A 16,398-nucleotide genomic window follows, 5' to 3' on the forward strand; every position below is an offset into this window, starting at 1 on the left:
CTGACTCGCGGGTGTCGAGGATGATGTAGGGCCAGACGGGCGCCACGATGTCGGCCAGTGCGCTGGCGAGCGCTTCGAGACAGTCGGCCAGGTTGTCGAGGTCAACTAGCGATCCGAGCCCGGTGTAGCCATCGCGACGTCGCCCCCAACGGATAAACCGGCCCTGGAACTCCTCCCACGGCCACCACTGGGTCTGCCCCCGGTCTGGTTGACACTCGGGGTTTGCGGTAGTCAGGCCGCGTCTGCGGCCGTGTAGATCATCTCAAACTCGACGGGCGTGAGCTTGCCGAGGGCGCGTTGGCGTCGTCGGCGGTTGTACTTGGTCTCGATCCAGGTCACGATCGCCAGGCGCAGGTCGTCGCGGGTGTGCCAGCGGCGGGTGTTCAGGACGTTCTTCTGCAGCAGGGAGAAGAAGCTCTCCATGCTCGCGTTGTCGCCCGCGCCGTAGGAGCGGCCCATCGACCCGACCAGGCCGTTGTTCGCCAGCAGCCGCTGGGTCGCCTTCGCACGGAACTGGCCGCCTCGGTCCGAATGACACACCGTGCCGGCCGGTGAGCGCAGCGCGATCGCGTTGCGCATCGCCGCCCGCGCCAGGGACGACTTCATGCGCGAGTCGATGGAGTACCCGACGATCTTGTTCGAGTAGACGTCCTTGATCGCGCAGATGTAGAGCTTGCCCTCGGCGGTGGGGTGTTCCGAGATGTCCCACAGCCACACCTTGTCCGGGGCGTCCGCGACGAACTCGTGACGGACCACGCCATGCTCGTCGACCACGGCGAGCAGGTCGTCGTGCGGCGCGGGACCGCTCGATCCGGCCTTGGACCGTCTCTTGTGGTGGCTCGCGGTGATGCCGGCGAGCCGGCACAGCCGGTGCACCCGGTTCTCCCCGACGCTGATCGCGTGCTCGTCGGCCAGTTCGTCGGTGATGAACCGGTAGCCGAGCGTCGCGTCGTCGCCATGGATCTCGTAGATCGCGTCCAGGACGTGCGCGTCGTCCCAATCCCGCCGAGACACGGGGTCCTTGAGCCACTTGTAGTACCCCTGGGTCGACAGGCCCAGGACCCGGCACGCCACCGCGACCGGCACCCGCACTCGGGCGCCGGCCGCGGCCATCTCACGGACGAGCGGGAAGACTATTTTCCCGGCAGACCCGCCTGCGCCAGGTAGGCGGCCGCGCGACGCAGGACCTCGTTCTCCTGCTCCAACACCCGGATCCGCCTGCGCGCCTCACGCAACTCGGCGCGCTCGGCCTGCGTCGGCCCGGACCGGCGACCGTCCTCGACATCGGCCTGCTTCATCCAGTTCGACAACGACCCTTCGGAGATACCGAAGTCCTTCGCGATCTGCGTCAGCGGCACCTGCCCCTTGCGGGCCACGGCCACGACGTCATCACGGAACTCCTTGGGATACGGCTTCGCCACGGGGACATCCTTCCAGCGAGGACCAGATCCTCACAGGTCAGGTGTCAACCAAACTCGGGGCAGACCCACTCGCTGTGCACCACCTGGTTGCGCAGCTCGCGCAGACCGGCCCTATCTGCGCCGTCGAGAAGCAACCCGACGTGCTCTAGTGCTTCGGCGCTCAGCGCGCCACCGGCCTCGCGGAGTGCCTTCCGTAGTTCGACTTCCAGGACGGCCCAGTCATAGTTGGCTTCCCTGAACGACTCTCGGACCGAGGTGACAACGAGTAGACGTTTGAGGGCGGCTTCGACGTGTGCCCCGGCGACGACCACACGACCAACCCGCTGGTGTAGCTCGTGCCGGTAGCGACGGTCACCGTCATCCGGGCCGCCAGCGCGCTGAACGAGCGCCGTGCGGAGGTCGGTCCCGCCCGGACGCACTCCCACAGGGTCGACGAGCGTGTAAGTGATCGTCCTGTCCGGCTTCGGAAGTCGCTCCGTGACACGCGTGACCAGTGGCTCACCAGGCGGCGGCGCCGGAGGGTAGGCGTTGATGTGGCCGGTCTCGGGATCGCGCACGCCGGGGGATGGCTCTCCCAACGTCACGCCGTCGGAACTGTCGTGGTCGTCCGCGTCCCTGGTCATACCTGCATGGTGCCGCTCGGACGTCGGTCGCGGTCCCCGGAATCGCTGTTCGAAATGGACCGATAGCGAGACACCGCCGCGCCCTCGCCGGTCGTCGCGTCGTCGTGCTGTGGCCGTCGCAGTTGATCGGCGGGGAACTCTTCGACTTGTTTGGCGGGGCCGGCGCCGACGACCGGCCGAGGCGTCCGGGTTCCGTTAGGGAAGGTCGACCTCTCGTCAGGAGAGCGTCTGGAGTGTCCGGGTTGGCCTGGGGGCGGGTGCTCAATGGGTGCTGGGGCCCGCGGGGTTCCCGCCGTCGGTGACGGTGTCGATCTCGTTCGGAGCTGACTCGTGGCTGATCTGGCCGTCGTGTTGCTGACCTGTGCGTGCTTTGCCTTGCTCGGGGCCTTGGTCGCGGGAGTGGGAAAGCTGTGAGCGTGGAGTCCGTGGTTGCGCTCGTCGTGGCTGTTCTCCTGGCGGGGTACCTGGTGTGGACCCTGCTGCGTCCGGAGCGGTTCTGATGTCCCCGGTTGTGGCGGCCGTCCTGCAGGTTGGGCTGCTGGTGGGTCTACTCGCGCTCGTCCACGTGCCGCTGGGTGACTATATGGCGCGGGTCTTTGCCGGTGATCGGCACACCCGGGTGGAGCGGTTGGTCTACCGGGTGGCTGGGATCGATGCCGGGGCTGATCAGCGCTGGTCGGTGTACGCGCGGTCGGTGCTGGCGTTCTCCTTCGCCAGCGTCCTGGGGTTGTATGCGTTCTTGCGGGTCCAAGAGCACCTGCCGTTGTCGTTGGGGATGCCGGCAATGGGCTCGGACGGCGCGTGGAACACGGCCGTGTCGTTCGTGACGAACACGAACTGGCAGTGGTACTCCGGGGAGAGCGCGGCCGGGCACCTGGTGCAGATGGCGGGCCTCACGGTGCAGAACTTCGTCTCGGCCGCGGTCGGTCTGGCGGTCGCGGTGGCCCTGGTCCGCAGCTTCGCCCGCACCGGCACGGACCGGCTCGGCAACTTCTGGGTGGACCTGGTCCGTGGCACGCTGCGGATCCTGCTGCCCATCGCCGCTCTCGCCGCCGTCGCGCTGATCGCCGGCGGGGTCGTGCAGAACTTCACCGGCCCTACCGAGATCACCACCCTGGCCGGCGGGACGCAGTCCATGGTCGGCGGCCCGATCGCCTCACAGGAGTCGATCAAGCTGCTGGGGACCAACGGGGGTGGCTTCTTCAACGCCAACAGCGCGCACCCGTTCGAGAACCCCACCGCCTGGACCAACTTGCTGCAAATCTTCTTGATCCTGGTGATCCCGTTCAGCCTGCCGCGCACGTTCGGGCAGATGGTGGGCGACCGGCGCCAGGGTGTGGCGATCGTGGCGGTGATGGCCTCCCTGTGGGGGGCGGCGGTCGCCGTCATCTCGTGGGCCGAGATGCGTGGCCTGGGCGCAGTCCCGCAGCTGGCTGGCGGGGCGATGGAAGGCAAGGAGGCCCGCTTCGGGGCCGCGGGTTCGGCACTGTTCGCCGCGTCGACCACCGGCACGTCGACCGGTGCGGTCAACAGCTTCCACGACTCCTTCACCGCCGTCGGCGGTGGGGTGACGTTGCTGAACATGATGCTCGGTGAGGTCGCCCCCGGTGGGGTCGGCGCCGGCCTGTACGGGATGCTGGTGCTCGCGGTCCTGGCGGTGTTCCTGGCGGGGTTGATGGTCGGGCGCACCCCGCAGTACCTGGGTAAGAAGATCGGCCGTACCCAGGTCACGTTGGTGGCCCTCTACATCTTGACCATGCCGGCCCTGCTGCTGGTCGGCGCGGCGATTACTGCCGCTACCCCCGCCCTGGTGGACGCCTCGGTCCAGGACCCCGGCGCGCACGGCCTGTCGGAGATCCTCTACGCCTACGCCTCGGCGACCAACAACAACGGCTCGGCGTTCGCCGGCTTCGCCGCGGGAACCCCCTATCAGAACACCGCCCTGGGACTGGGCATGTTGTTCGGCAGGTTCGTGCCGATAGTTCTGGTCCTGGCCTTGGCCGGCAGCCTGGCTGGCCAGCGGCCCGGCGCCACGACGGCGGGCACCATGCCCACCCACGGGCCCGTGTTCGTCGGCCTGCTCGGGTTCGTGGTGCTCGTCGTCGCCGGCCTGACCTTCTTCCCCGCCCTTGCTCTGGCGCCGATCGCGGAGGCACTGCTGTGACCACCACCGTCCGCACCCACCAGCCCACCCGCGCCCACCCGAACCGGGTCCGAGCGGGTGCGTTCGAACCGCGCCAGCTGTGGCACTCGCTTCCGCAGGCCCTGGCCAAGCTGGACCCGCGCCACCAGGTGCGCTACCCGGTGATGTTCGTGGTGTGGGTCGGGTCGGTGGCCAGCACCGTCCTGGCGGTGCTGCACCCCAGCGTGTTCTCGTGGTCGATCGCGGCGTGGCTGTGGGTCACGGTCGTGTTCGCCAACCTTGCCGAGTCCGTCGCCGAGGGCCGCGGCAAGGCTCAGGCCGACTCCTTGCGCGCCGCCCGGACCCACACCCTGGCCCGCCGCGTGATCGGTGAAGGGTCGGAGGAGGCGGTGCCGGCGACCGCACTGCAGGTCGGTGACCTGGTCGTGGTCGAGGCCGGTGAGGTCATCCCCAGCGACGGGGACGTCGTGGAAGGGATCGCCAGTGTCGATGAGTCGGCGGTGACCGGTGAGTCGGCGCCGGTGATCCGCGAGTCCGGTGGGGACCGCAGTGCGGTCACTGGCGGCACCAAGGTGCTCTCGGACCGGATCGTGGTGCGCATCACGGCCCGGGCCGGTGAGACGTTCCTCGACCGGATGATCGGACTGGTCGAGGGCTCGACCCGGCAGAAGACCCCCAACGAGGTCGCGCTCAGTCTGCTGCTGTCAGGTCTGACCTTGGTGTTCCTGCTCGCGGTCGTGACCTTGCAGCCCTTCGCCGTGTACTCCGGTCAGGCCCAGTCCCTGACGGTGCTGGTGGCGCTGCTGGTGTGCTTGATCCCCACCACGATCGGCGGGCTGCTGTCCGCGATCGGGATCGCAGGGATGGACCGGCTGATCCAGCGCAACGTCATGGCCCTGTCCGGGCGGGCGGTCGAGGCGGCCGGCGATGTGGACGTGCTGCTGCTGGACAAGACCGGCACCATCACGTTCGGCAACCGGCAGGCGGCCGAGATCATCCCTGCCGAGGGCCTGAGCGAGGAGAAGGTCGCTGAGGCTGCGCAGCTGTCCAGCCTGGCCGACGAGACCCCCGAGGGGCGCTCGATCGTGGTGCTGGCCAAGGAGCGGTACGGCATGCGCGCGCGATTCCACACCCAGCTGCCCAACGCCACGTTCGTGTCGTTCACCGCCCAGACCCGGATGAGCGGGGTAGACCTGAGCGAACGGGACGGGCTGTGGCAGATCCGCAAGGGCGCGGCCAGCGCCGTCATGAAGTGGGTCCGCGACAACGGCGGGCACCCGACCGCGGACGTGGGTCGTGCGGTCGACGCGATCAGCGCCTCCGGCGGCACGCCCCTGGTGGTGGCTGAACGCCTGGGTGAGGCGCCGGCCCGGGCAGTCGGGGTGGTGCACCTGAAAGACGTGGTCAAGCCCGGCATGCGTCAGCGGTTCGACGAGCTGCGCCGGATGGGCATCCGCACCGTGATGATCACCGGGGACAACGCGCTGACCGCCCGGGCGATCGCCGAGGAGGCCGGTGTCGACGACTTCCTCGCCGAGGCCACCCCCGAGGACAAGATGGCCCTGATCCGCCGAGAACAAGCCGGTGGGCGCCTGGTCGCGATGACCGGCGACGGGACCAACGACGCACCCGCCCTTGCCCAGGCCGACGTCGGTGTGGCGATGAACACCGGAACCTCGGCCGCCAAGGAGGCCGGGAACATGGTCGACCTGGACTCCGACCCCACCAAGCTCATCGAGATCGTCGCCATCGGCAAGCAGCTGCTGATCACCCGGGGCGCGTTGACGACCTTCTCCATCGCCAACGACGTCGCCAAGTACTTCGCGATCATCCCGGCGATGTTCGTGGGCCTGTACCCCCAGCTGGAGCAGCTGAACGTCATGCGCCTGTCCTCACCGCAGTCCGCGGTCCTGGCAGCGGTGATCTTCAACGCGCTGATCATCATCGCGCTGGTCCCGGTGGCACTGCGGGGCGTGCGCTACCGGCCCGCGCACGCCTCGGCGATGTTGCGCCGCAACCTGCTGATCTACGGGCTCGGCGGGCTCGTCGCCCCGTTCGCGGGCATCAAGCTCATCGACCTGGTCCTGTCCTTCCTGCCTGGCCTGTGAGGGCCAGAACACTGTGGAGCTGATCTGATCGTGACCTCCTTCGTTCGCCAGTGCTTTGCCGGGCTGCGCCTGCTGCTGGTCCTAACTGTGCTGCTTGGCCTGGTCTACCCGCTGGGCGTGTACGGGGCCGGGCGCCTGATGCCCGACCACGCCGACGGCTCACTGCTCGAGGTCGACGGCCGCGTCGTCGGCTCGCGCCTCCTCGGGCAGGGGTTCGACGGCGACCAATGGCTCCTGCCGCGCCCGTCGGCAGCCGGTGACGGATACGACCCCCTGGCCTCCGGCGCGTCCAACCTCGGACCGGAGAACACCGATCTCCTGGCGACGGTCACCGACCGGCGCGATGCCGTCGCCGAACGTGAAGGGGTCGAGCTGGCTGCTGTCCCGGCCGATGCGGTGACCGCATCAGGATCGGGGCTGGACCCGCACATCTCACCGGCATACGCGGCGCTGCAAGCGCCCCGCATCGCCCGCGAACGTGGCCTGGACCTGGCGGTCGTGCTGGGCGTGATCGACGATGCGACGACAGGGCGCGACCTGGGCTTCCTCGGCGAGCCCACGGTGAACGTCCTGCAGGTCAACGCCGCACTGGCGATGCTTGACTGAGCACACCGTGACCACCACCGAGCACCCCAAAGCCGAGCACGCCAGCCCTGTGCCCGCCGTGGCGGCGGGCACTCAGCCTTGCGGGCGGGGGCGGTTGCGCGTCTACCTCGGCGCCGCGCCGGGGGTCGGCAAGACCTACGCCATGCTCGACGAGGGCCGGCGGCGCCTGGACCGCGGCGTCGACGTCGTCATCGGGCTGGTCGAGACCCACGGGCGGGTGCACACCGCCGAGCTGGTCGACGCCCTGGAGGTCGTCCCGCGCCGCCAGGTGCAGCACCGCGGCGCGGACTTCACCGAGATGGACATCGACTCCGTCCTGGCACGCGCACCCCAGGTCGCCCTCGTCGACGAGCTGGCCCACACCAACATCCCCGGGTCCCGCAACACCAAGCGCTGGCAGGACGTCGAGGAGCTCCTGGCCGCAGGGATCGACGTGGTCACCACCGTCAACATCCAGCACCTGGAGAGCCTGAACGACGTCGTACAGGCGATCACCGGGGTGCGTCAGCAGGAGACGGTGCCGGACCAGGTGGTTCGGCGCGCCGAGCAGATCGAGCTGGTCGACATGAGCCCCGAGGCGTTGCGTCGACGCCTGGCCCACGGCAACGTCTACCAGGCCGAGAAGGTCGACGCGGCGCTGAGCAACTACTTCCGGGTTGGGAACCTCACCGCGCTGCGGGAGCTCGCGCTGCTGTGGACGGCGGACCGCGTCGAGGATGCGCTGGAGACGTACCGGCACGAGCACGGGATCCACGACACCTGGCCCACCCGTGAACGCATCGTCGTGGCCGTCACCGGCGGCCCGGAGAGCGAGACCCTTATCCGCAGGGCAGCCAGGATCGCCCAGCGCACCAGCGGCAGCGAGGTTCTTGCCCTGCACGTGCTGCGCGGGGACGGTCTGACCGGTGCCTCACCCCAGGCGCTGACCGGTCACCGGGGCTTGGTCGAGTCCCTCGGGGGCACCTGGCACGTCGTCCTGGGCGAGGACGTCGCCGACGCGGTGCTCGCCTTCGCCCGCGGGGTCAACGCCAGCCAGATCGTCCTGGGCGCGACCCGCCGCACCCGGCTGGCAGCGGTGCTCTCCCCGGGGATCGCCCCCCGGGTCGTCAACGGCTCCGGCGACATCGACGTCTTGATCGTCACCCACGAGCGCGCCGGGCACGGTCGCCGAGCGCCGGCGCGCCGCAGCGCGCTGACCCGACGTCGGGTGATCAGTGGCTGGGTGCTCGCGATCCTCGGCCCCGTGCTGCTCGCCATGAGCGTCCTGTCCACCAACGCCGCCGACGCGCTGTCGGTGGTCCTGATGCTCTTCCTCGCCCTGACGGTCGCGGTCGCACTCGTCGGCGGACTGATCCCCGCGCTGGTCGCCGCGGTCACGGGCGGGTTGCTGTCCAACTATCTCTTCGCCCCGCCGGTGCACACCTGGACGATCGCCGAACCGCACAACGCCTTAGCGATCGTGGTTCTGGTGGCCGTGGCGGTCGCCGTCTCCGCGGTGGTCGACCTGGCCGCCCGCCGGACGGTGGAGGCCGCCCGCAACCGCGCGGAGGCCGGGGCCCTGACCACCATCGCCGGGACGGTCCTGCGTGGCGGGGATGACGCCATCCCCGCGATGCTCGAGCAACTGCGCGAGTCATTACAGCTGAACGCCGTCACGCTCTTGGTGCGCGAGAACAACACCTGGCTGGACAGAGTCCACGCCTACCCTATCGCAGCCGACGAGTCGAACCCGACCGCGCCGGGCCACACCGTCAACGTCACCGACGACGTCAGACTCAACCTTCACGGCCCGGCACCAACTTCACAGGGCTACCGTCTCGCCGTCGTCGTCGGCCAGCACGCCCAGGCGGCCCTGGAACGCGACCGCCTGCGCACCGAGGCCGGCGCAGCGCGCGAGGAGCGTGAACGCGGCGCCATGCGCACCGCGCTCCTGGCCGCCGTCTCACACGACCTACGCACCCCGCTGGCCTCGATCAAGGCAGGTGTCACAGCGCTGCAGACCAGCGGTGAGCACATCCCCGTTCCAGACCAACGTCAGCTCCTCGCCGACATCGACCACGAAGCCGACCGGCTCCAGTTGCTGATCGACAACCTGCTGGACATGAGCCGGCTCGACATCGGAGCCGTCACACCCCGCCGCGAGCCCGTCACAATGGACGAGCTGATCCCCAGAGCCGTCGACGCGGTGCCCCACGGCGCGGTGATCCTCGCCGTCCCCGAGACCCTTCCTCTCGTGCACGCCGACGCCGGCCTACTCGAGCGAGCTCTGGCCAACATCGTCGAGAACGCCGTCCGGTACAGCCCACAAGGCGCCCCGCCCACGATCCGCGCGGAGCACCTGGGCTCCGAGCTCGTGATCCGTGTCGTCGACCGCGGGCCGGGGGTGCCCGATGACCGCAAGGCCCAGATGTTCGCTGCGTTCCAACGCCTCGGTGACACTCCCCAAGGGCACGGGGTCGGCCTCGGGCTCGCTGTCGCCCGCGGGTTCGTGACAGCCAACGGCGGCACCCTCGAAGCCCAGGACACGCCGGGAGGTGGACTGACCATGGTCATCACCCTGCCCCTGACGGAAGCGGACCTATGACCATTCGCGTGCTGATCGTCGAAGACGAACCACCCCTCGCCCGTGCCCTGGCCGTCACCTTGCGCGCCAACCGCTACGAGGCCACCGTCGCGCACACCGGCGCCGCGGGACTGGACGCCGTCGCGAACTGGCACCCCGACCTCATCGTGCTCGACCTCGGCCTACCCGACCTAGACGGGATGGAGGTCCTACGCGCAGTCCGCGCATGGTCCAGCGTCCCGGTGGTCGTCCTCTCCGCGCGTCAGACCAGCGACGACAAGGTCGAAGCCCTCGACGCCGGAGCCGACGACTACGTCACCAAACCCTTCGGCATGGACGAGCTGCTCGCACGCATCCGAGCAGCGGCACGCCGCCGACCCAACGACGCACCACCGGTCGTCCACACCGCCGCCTTCTCCGTCGACCTAGCAGCACGGCGCGTCCGCACCACCGCCGGGGCCGACGTGCGGCTCACACCCACCGAGTGGCACATGCTCGAGATCCTCGCCCGCCACGTCGACAAGGTCGTCAGCCAGCGCGAGCTCCTCCAAGAACTGCGCGGCCCGACTCTGAACCAGGAAACCCACTACCTACGTGTCTACCTCGCCCAGCTCCGCCGCAAGCTCGAGCCCGACCCCGCCCACCCCCGCCACCTCATCACCGAACCCGGCATGGGCTACCGCCTTCAACCCTGATCACGCCCCCAGTGCTACGTGCGCCAAACGAACGTTTCCGCTACACCGCAGGAGGGCCCGGTCGGCGCAGGTCGCCGACGAGGCGCTCGATGTAGCGGAACTGTGTGCCGGAATCTACGGCACGATACTTCCCGCGCGGGACGGGTTTCGCTACGGTCGGAGAGTGGGACACCTCCTGGGCTACGCGCGCGTGTCGACGACCGACCAGGACGCGGCGCTGCAGATCGACGCGCTGACCAAGGCCGGGTGCTACCGGGTGTTCGTCGACACCGGCTCCGGGTCGCTGCAGCACCGACCGGAGCTGGACAAGCTGCTGGACCAGCTGCGCCCCGGAGACACCCTGGTCGTGTGGCGCCTGGACCGCCTCGGCCGGTCGATACGTCACCTGATCGACCAGCTGCAGGTCCTGGCCGACCGCGGCGTGGGGTTCCGGTCCTTGCAGGAAACGATCGACACGACCTCCCCTGGCGGACGGCTGGTGTTCCACGTCTTCGCCGCCCTGGCGGAGTTCGAGCGCGACCTGATCCGAGAGCGCACCAACGCCGGCCTGGCGGCCGCTCGTGCACGGGGCCGCACCGGTGGGCGCCCGGCGTCGCTGTCCGGGGACCAGGTCCGGGCTGCCCGGCAGATGTACGAGCAGAAGGACATGACCGTCGCCCAGATCGGTCAGGTGCTCGGCGTCTCCCGCACCACGATCTACCGGGCCTTGAACCGCCCACCCGCCGGCGCGGCGCCGTCACGACGAGCCACGAGCGCCGTGTAGGCCGGTCGTGGACGCGGACGGGAGGTGGCAGATCCTGCGGCTACATGTCGAGGACCAGGTCCCGCTCGCCGCGCTGGCCCGCCACCACGGCCTGGGCGTGCGCACGCTGGAACGCTGGCATGCCCGCTACCGCGCCGGCGGCCTGCCGGCCCTGAGCCGACTGCCGCGGGCGGACGCCGGCGGGCATCGCCTACCGGCGGACCTCATCGCCCTGATCGAAGGGCTCGGACTGACCCGACCCCGCCCACCAATCGCCGCGATCCACCGGACGGTGGTGAAGGTCTGCGCCGGCACCGGGTGGCCAGTCCCGTCCTACGGCGTCGTCCGATCGATCATCACCGCACTGGACCCCGGCATGGTCACCCTCGCCCTCGAGGGACCAGCCTCCTACCGGGACAAGTACGAGCTCGCCTTGCGGCGCACGGCCGACCACCCCAACGCGATGTGGCAGGCCGACCACACCTTGCTGGACATCGTGCTCGCCGGCACGGACGGCAAGCCGGCCCGGCCGTGGCTGACCGTGGTGATGGACGACTGCTCCCGCGCGATCTGCGGGTACACGGTCTTCTTCGGTGCGCCGTCGACGATGCACACCGCCCTGGCGCTGCGGCAGGCGATCTGGCCCAAGACCGACCCGCGATGGCCGATGTGCGGCATCCCCGAGGCGCTGTACGTCGATCACGGGTCGGACTTCACCAGCGACCAACTGGCCCGCACCGCGGTCGACCTGCACGTCCGCCTGATCCACTCCGCCGTCGCGAGACCCCAAGGCCGGGGCAAGGTCGAGCGCTTCTTCGGCACGGTCAACACCGAGCTGCTCACGACCCTGCCCGGACACCTCCGCAGTGGCGGGGAGCGCTGGCCCACGCCAGCCCTGTCCTTGGCCGACCTCGACGCCGCCGTCGGGGCGTTCGTCCTGGACTACAACGGCCGGGCCCACAGCGAGCTCGGCGTCGCGCCGCGGTCGGCGTGGATCGCCGACGGCTGGCTGCCACGCCTTCCCGACACCCTCCAGGCCCTGGATGGGCTGCTGCTGACCGTCGCCCGATCCAGGACGGTGCGCCGCGACGGCATCCACTTCCAGGGCATGCGCTACGTCTCACCGACCCTCGCCGGCTTCGTCGGGCGCCCCGTGGTCATCCGCTACGACCCCAGAGACATCACCGAGATCCGCGTCTTCGACCACGACCGGTTCCTGTGCACCGCCGTCGACCAGGACCACCACGCGCAGCAGATCAGCCTCAAGGACGTCCAGACCGCCCGCAACGCCCGTCGCCGCGCCCTGCGCCGAGCCATCAACGAGCGGATTGCCGTGGTCGCGGCCCACAGCCCTGAGGTCCCGACCAGACCGCTGCCGCCACGGACACAGGGCTCGGCGCGGCTCAAGGTCTACAAGGAGGACCTGAGGTGAGCGAACGCTTCATCGTCACCAAGGAGCACCGCCGCTTCACCGAGTTCGCCGACTCCGTCCGGCGCAGTCGCACCATCGGGCTGTGCTTCGGCCCGGCCGGGGTCGGCAAGACCGTCTCCGCGCGCCGCTACGCCCACTGGGACCAAGCGCACGAGCTGCTCGCCGACTGGGGCCCGCGCTGCGAGGACGACGCCAAGATCTACGCCGCCCTGGCCAAGAACCGCACCGCCCTGTACACACCCGGGGTCCTGGTCACCCCGCGGCTGCTGCGCGAGGAGTTGGACCGCATCATCACGCGCACCAGCATCTGCATCCAGCAGCACGTCGAAGTCCCGGGCCGCATCCCCCTTGACCGGTGGGGCACCCGGCGCCCCACCAACTACGTCCAGCTCGTCATCGTCGACGAGTCCGAACGCCTCAGCCCCACCGCGCTCGAGCTCCTACGCGACCGGTACGACCGCGACCAGATAGCCCTGATCCTCATCGGCATGCCGGGCCTGGAGAAGCAGTTCAGCCACTACCCCAGTTCTACAGCCGCGTCGGCTTCGCCCATCAGTACCGGCCCCTGAGCACCGACGAGCTGCTGTTCGTCCTCCAACGCCACTGGCGTGCCCTCGGCAAGACCCTTAACGCCGACGACTTCACCGACGCCCAGACCATCGCCGCGATCAGCCGCATCACCCGCGGCAACTTCCGCCTCCTGGAGCGACTCTTCCCCCAGATCGAACGCGTCCTGAAGATCAACGAGCTGCAGACCATCACCAACGACGTCGTCGAAGCCGCAGCCAGCACCCTCGTCATCGGGACGACCTAGACACCGCCATCCATCAGCACCAGCACCCCGCCACGCACCGGCGAAAGTCACATCGTGCGGGAGCCGCTGTGCCGTAACTCGTGACCGAAACCGCCCGTGCCGAAAGAGTGAACCCGAGCGTTTTCGGGACACTGTCGCACGCTGGCCGGCTAGGACGGTGTCATGACGCCGGACCGCCCGGCGGGATCGGAGGCACGCGGTGGCGCTGCTCGGCTACGCCCGTGTGAGCACACGGGACCAGGACCCCAGGCGGCAGGTGGATGAGCTCACCGCTGCCGGGTGCGTACGGGTGTGGGTCGACCACGGCGTGAGCGGCACTGTCGTGTCCCGACCGGAACTCGACGCGCTCCTGGGGTACGCACGTGACGGTGACACGCTCGTCGTGACCGAGCTCAGCCGGCTCGGCCGCACCGTGCGCCAGCTCGTAGCGCTCGTTGACGACCTCGGCCGCCGGGGCGTTGGCGTCCGGAGCCTCACGCAGGCCATCGACACGACGCCGGGCCAGGGCGGCGGCATCGGCGTCCTCCTCCTGAGCATCTTCGCCGCGCTGGCGGAGTTGGAGCGCGAGGTGCTCATCGAGCGGACCCGTTCCGGGCTCGAGGCGGCGCGCGCCCGTGGTCGCATTCCCGGCCGTCCCCCGGTCGTCGATACGGAGCGGCTCGCTGCGGCCCGCGTCCTCGTCGACCAGGGTCAGAGCGTCGTGTCCGTCGCCAAGACCCTCGGCGTCGGGCGCTCATCTCTGTACCGCGCCATCGAGCGGGAGCGCAGCCAGAGCGCCAACGCGGGCACCGCCCGATGACCGGCGATGCTCTCGGTGTCCCGGCGTCCTGCCCGTACGCGCTGACACAGGTCACACTCGGGAGTGCCCCAGGCGGGGTGTGGGTCGATGCCGTGCTCATGTGCGAGGGCCAGCCGGTGGCGCGGATTGTCCAGCACGGTGACGGGGGCCCGGATGCGATCAGGCCGCTCGCCCCGGCCACGTGGGCGGACGTGCACACCTACGAGACCTACGCGCGCACGTGGGGCGCCCCGTACGGCATCGTCCACGAGCCGTCCAATGCGCTCACGGCCGCACTGCTCGAACGCTGGGCCGCCACGAGGGGCTGACGCACAGCGACCCGACCCCAGCCCCGCGGGCCGCAGGTGCCGTCCACAGTGCGTGTCCCCTGCACCTGACCAGCGGCTTCGCGGGTGCCACCGTGCCAGCACCCGATACCCCGACCCCCGAGGAGGCCCCGATGGAGACCAGGACCCGCGAGCACGTATCGGCCGTTGCCGCGCTCGTCGCCCGCTGGGGCGTCCCCGCACGCGTCGCGACGGTCGAGGGGCGCTATATGTAGAGGTACAACTGGCGCCCGACGGGACCGTCACCGCGTGCATCGACCCGGGCGACCTCGCCGTCGCGTACGTGCAGCCCCGGGGCGCCCGTCCCGTGCTCGCGCATGGCCCCGCAGCCTGCGTCGACGGGCACGAATGCTCCGATGCGCTGTGCGTGGCAGACCAGGTGTGGGCGTGGGTCCTGTGCTGGCGGCACGGCGCGCCTGACGCGAGGGCGTGTCAGCCGCAGCCCGGTCCATGTGTCGGCTGGACGTCATAAGTGATCGTCTTGTGGGTCATGTACGCCTCGAAAATCGTGTCGTCGCGCCACGGCGTCTGGTAGGGCTGATCGCTCCACCACTGCTGTCCGTCAAGCGCGAACGCGATTCCGATCGCGTAACCCCTGATGTGCGTGTCCTCGCTGGTATCTCGCCAGGTGGAGACCGGGACCGTCGCAGTGCTGACGCTGCACGCTGGCACGTCACGCAACTCCAGTGGAACGTCCATCGTTGGGAGGTCCGGGGCGTTGTCGTCGCTGCCCGTGGGGTACCGGTCGTCCCACAACCCGAGTCGTAGCCGCACGTTGTACACAGGGCTGGTGCTGTTGTTCGTCACCGTCACCGCGAAGGACTTCGTCTGCCCGTCGGGGTCGTCAGAGCCGAGTCGCTCGTAGGCCCAGGTCACACGAGCGGCGTTCTCCTGCGCATGGTCGGGCTGCGGGAAGGGGAACCACTGGCGGCCGGCGGCAAGGGCGAGGTACGTCGAGAGTGCGAGGCTGATGACCGAGACCCAGAAAGCCGGTGAGTTCCAGTCGCCAGTTCGCCTCGATGACTTCTCCTCCATGCTGTTGGAACGTAGCGCCTGCGACGCACGCCGGTGGCACTTTCGCCCCGTCCAGCCCGTCCAGCGGCCGACCAGCCAGCAGCGACACCGTGTTCCCCTGGGAACACCGACTGCGACGAACGGGAGTCAACGGGCGTCAACTGCGTCCGTGTTCCCACGTCAGATCCGCGTAATCATGCGTCTGGCCTGGTCAAACGCGTCCGTCCAGGAGGTTCGAATCCCCCATCCTCCGCCGTGTGTGATGACGCGGGACATCGTTCACCGATGTCCCGCGTCATCGTTCATGGTGCAGAGCCCGGCCATCGGCCGGGCTCTCGTTCGTCGTAGCGCCAGGCGCGCGCACCACGGCCCGCACCCGCCGAGTGCGCACGTTCGTGCTCGAGCGCGGACGACGAGCGTGCGCGCTCGACTCGGGACGTGCGCGGTCGGCGGGTGGTGCGGGGCGGGCTGGTTTCGCGGGTGGGGGTCCGGGGAGGCAGGGTGGGGGCGTGACCTCACCTGGGACGGCAACGGCCGACGAGCTCGTCGTGCTGCTCGACGACGACGGGACGCCCGTGGGGACCGCGCTCAAGCGCGAGGTCCACCATGCGACGACTCCCCTGCACCTGGCGTTCTCGTCGTACGTGGTCGACCCGGACGGACGCCTGCTCGTGACGCGGCGCGCGTGGGACAAGGCGACGTTCCCGGGCGTGCTGACCAACTCGTGCTGCGGTCACCCGGGACCGGGCGAGGCGTTCGAGGACGCGATCCGGCGGCGGCTGCACGACGAGCTGGGCATCACGGAGGCGGGGCCGGTGGTGCCGCTGCTGCCGGACTTCCGGTACCGCGCTGAGAGCGGCGGGATCGTCGAGAACGAGATCTGCCCGGTGTTCGCGGTGCGCGTGCCGGCGGACGTCGTCGTGACGCCGGACCCGAGCGAGGTCGCCGAGGTGCGGTGGATGCCGTACGCGCAGTTCCACGACCTGGCGCTCACGCACCCGGAGGCGAGCCCGTGGGCGCGTCTGCAGGTGGAGCAGCTCGGCCGCGAGGTCGACTGGTCGGCGCTGCTCGACGGCCCTGCGGCACGTCGCTCCGCACGAGAGGGCTGAGAG

Annotated in this window: 14 protein-coding genes and 1 pseudogene; 12 read left to right on the forward strand and 3 right to left on the reverse strand. The window is 69.9% G+C overall.

Going from position 1 to position 16,398, the window contains the following annotated elements:
• Positions 1–231 precede the first annotated feature (231 nt).
• Positions 232–1,421, reverse strand: a protein-coding gene (locus tag CBP52_RS11675; protein ID WP_094180236.1) for an IS3 family transposase whose coding sequence is annotated in 2 segments (ribosomal slippage) — positions 232–1,140 and positions 1,143–1,421 — 1,188 coding nt in all. Because the reading frame shifts where the segments join, the coding sequence is not laid out codon by codon here.
• A gap of 44 nt (positions 1,422–1,465) precedes the next feature.
• A complete protein-coding gene (locus CBP52_RS11680; RefSeq protein ID WP_094181091.1) occupies positions 1,466–2,044 on the reverse strand; it encodes a hypothetical protein in 579 nt (192 codons plus the stop codon).
• Positions 2,045–2,454: 410 nt separating this feature from the next.
• Between CBP52_RS11680 and kdpF the strand changes: the two genes are divergently transcribed.
• The 11 genes and pseudogenes from kdpF (at position 2,455) to CBP52_RS11735 (ending at position 14,254) form a co-directional block, all read left to right on the forward strand.
• Entirely contained in the window at positions 2,455–2,544 is a 90-nt protein-coding gene (gene kdpF, locus CBP52_RS17605; RefSeq protein WP_141317714.1) for a K(+)-transporting ATPase subunit F, read from the forward strand.
• Positions 2,544–4,208: a potassium-transporting ATPase subunit KdpA gene (gene kdpA, locus CBP52_RS11690; protein ID WP_094181093.1), complete on the forward strand. Its 1,665-nt coding sequence runs from the start codon at positions 2,544–2,546 to the stop codon at positions 4,206–4,208. Before kdpF ends, kdpA begins: the two co-directional genes overlap by 1 nt.
• The gene (gene kdpB / locus CBP52_RS11695) at positions 4,205–6,295 is read left to right on the forward strand and encodes a potassium-transporting ATPase subunit KdpB (protein ID WP_094181094.1); all 2,091 of its coding nucleotides are present in this window, start codon (positions 4,205–4,207) and stop codon (positions 6,293–6,295) included. Before kdpA ends, kdpB begins: the two co-directional genes overlap by 4 nt.
• A 30-nt stretch (positions 6,296–6,325) precedes the next feature.
• Positions 6,326–6,901: a potassium-transporting ATPase subunit KdpC gene (kdpC, locus tag CBP52_RS11700; RefSeq protein ID WP_232514463.1), complete on the forward strand. Its 576-nt coding sequence runs from the start codon at positions 6,326–6,328 to the stop codon at positions 6,899–6,901.
• A 7-nt stretch (positions 6,902–6,908) separates the two neighbouring features.
• Entirely contained in the window at positions 6,909–9,485 is a 2,577-nt protein-coding gene (locus CBP52_RS11705) for a sensor histidine kinase KdpD (RefSeq protein WP_280525794.1), read from the forward strand.
• An 8-nt stretch (positions 9,486–9,493) separates the two neighbouring features.
• Positions 9,494–10,159, forward strand: a complete 666-nt coding sequence (locus tag CBP52_RS11710) for a response regulator (protein ID WP_369826222.1) — start codon at positions 9,494–9,496, stop codon at positions 10,157–10,159.
• A gap of 163 nt (positions 10,160–10,322) precedes the next feature.
• Complete coding sequence (locus CBP52_RS11715; protein WP_094181097.1) at positions 10,323–10,922, forward strand: recombinase family protein; 600 nt, start codon at positions 10,323–10,325, stop codon at positions 10,920–10,922.
• A 7-nt stretch (positions 10,923–10,929) separates the two neighbouring features.
• Positions 10,930–12,333 (forward strand): Mu transposase C-terminal domain-containing protein, encoded by a 1,404-nt coding sequence (locus CBP52_RS11720; RefSeq protein WP_094181098.1) that lies wholly within the window; start codon positions 10,930–10,932, stop codon positions 12,331–12,333.
• Positions 12,330–13,147 (forward strand): annotated as a pseudogene (locus tag CBP52_RS11725) (AAA family ATPase). The gene CBP52_RS11720 and the pseudogene CBP52_RS11725 overlap by 4 nt, the downstream one beginning before the upstream one ends.
• Before the next feature lie 199 nt (positions 13,148–13,346).
• Entirely contained in the window at positions 13,347–13,946 is a 600-nt protein-coding gene (locus CBP52_RS11730) for a recombinase family protein (protein ID WP_094181099.1), read from the forward strand.
• A 116-nt stretch (positions 13,947–14,062) separates the two neighbouring features.
• Positions 14,063–14,254, forward strand: coding sequence for a hypothetical protein (locus tag CBP52_RS11735; RefSeq protein WP_157732593.1), 192 nt, complete (start codon positions 14,063–14,065; stop codon positions 14,252–14,254).
• A gap of 450 nt (positions 14,255–14,704) precedes the next feature.
• Here the strand turns inward: CBP52_RS11735 and CBP52_RS11740 are convergent, their stop codons facing one another.
• Complete coding sequence (locus tag CBP52_RS11740) at positions 14,705–15,307, reverse strand: hypothetical protein (protein ID WP_094181101.1); 603 nt, start codon at positions 15,305–15,307, stop codon at positions 14,705–14,707.
• Between the two features lie 488 nt (positions 15,308–15,795).
• On the opposite strand from CBP52_RS11740, the gene idi reads away from it, so the two are divergent.
• Positions 15,796–16,395, forward strand: a complete 600-nt coding sequence (idi, locus tag CBP52_RS11745) for an isopentenyl-diphosphate Delta-isomerase (protein WP_094181102.1) — start codon at positions 15,796–15,798, stop codon at positions 16,393–16,395.
• Positions 16,396–16,398 lie beyond the last annotated feature (3 nt).

The organism is Cellulomonas sp. PSBB021, from assembly GCF_002240455.1.
Lineage (GTDB): Bacteria > Actinomycetota > Actinomycetes > Actinomycetales > Cellulomonadaceae > Cellulomonas > Cellulomonas uda.

Coding starts and splice junctions, on each gene's coding strand:
- CBP52_RS11680 (WP_094181091.1), bottom strand. CDS start 2,044: ATGACCAGGGACGCGGACGACCACGACAGTTCCGACGGCGTGACGTTG.
- kdpA (WP_094181093.1), top strand. CDS start 2,544: ATGTCCCCGGTTGTGGCGGCCGTCCTGCAGGTTGGGCTGCTGGTGGGT.
- CBP52_RS11740 (WP_094181101.1), bottom strand. CDS start 15,307: ATGGAGGAGAAGTCATCGAGGCGAACTGGCGACTGGAACTCACCGGCT.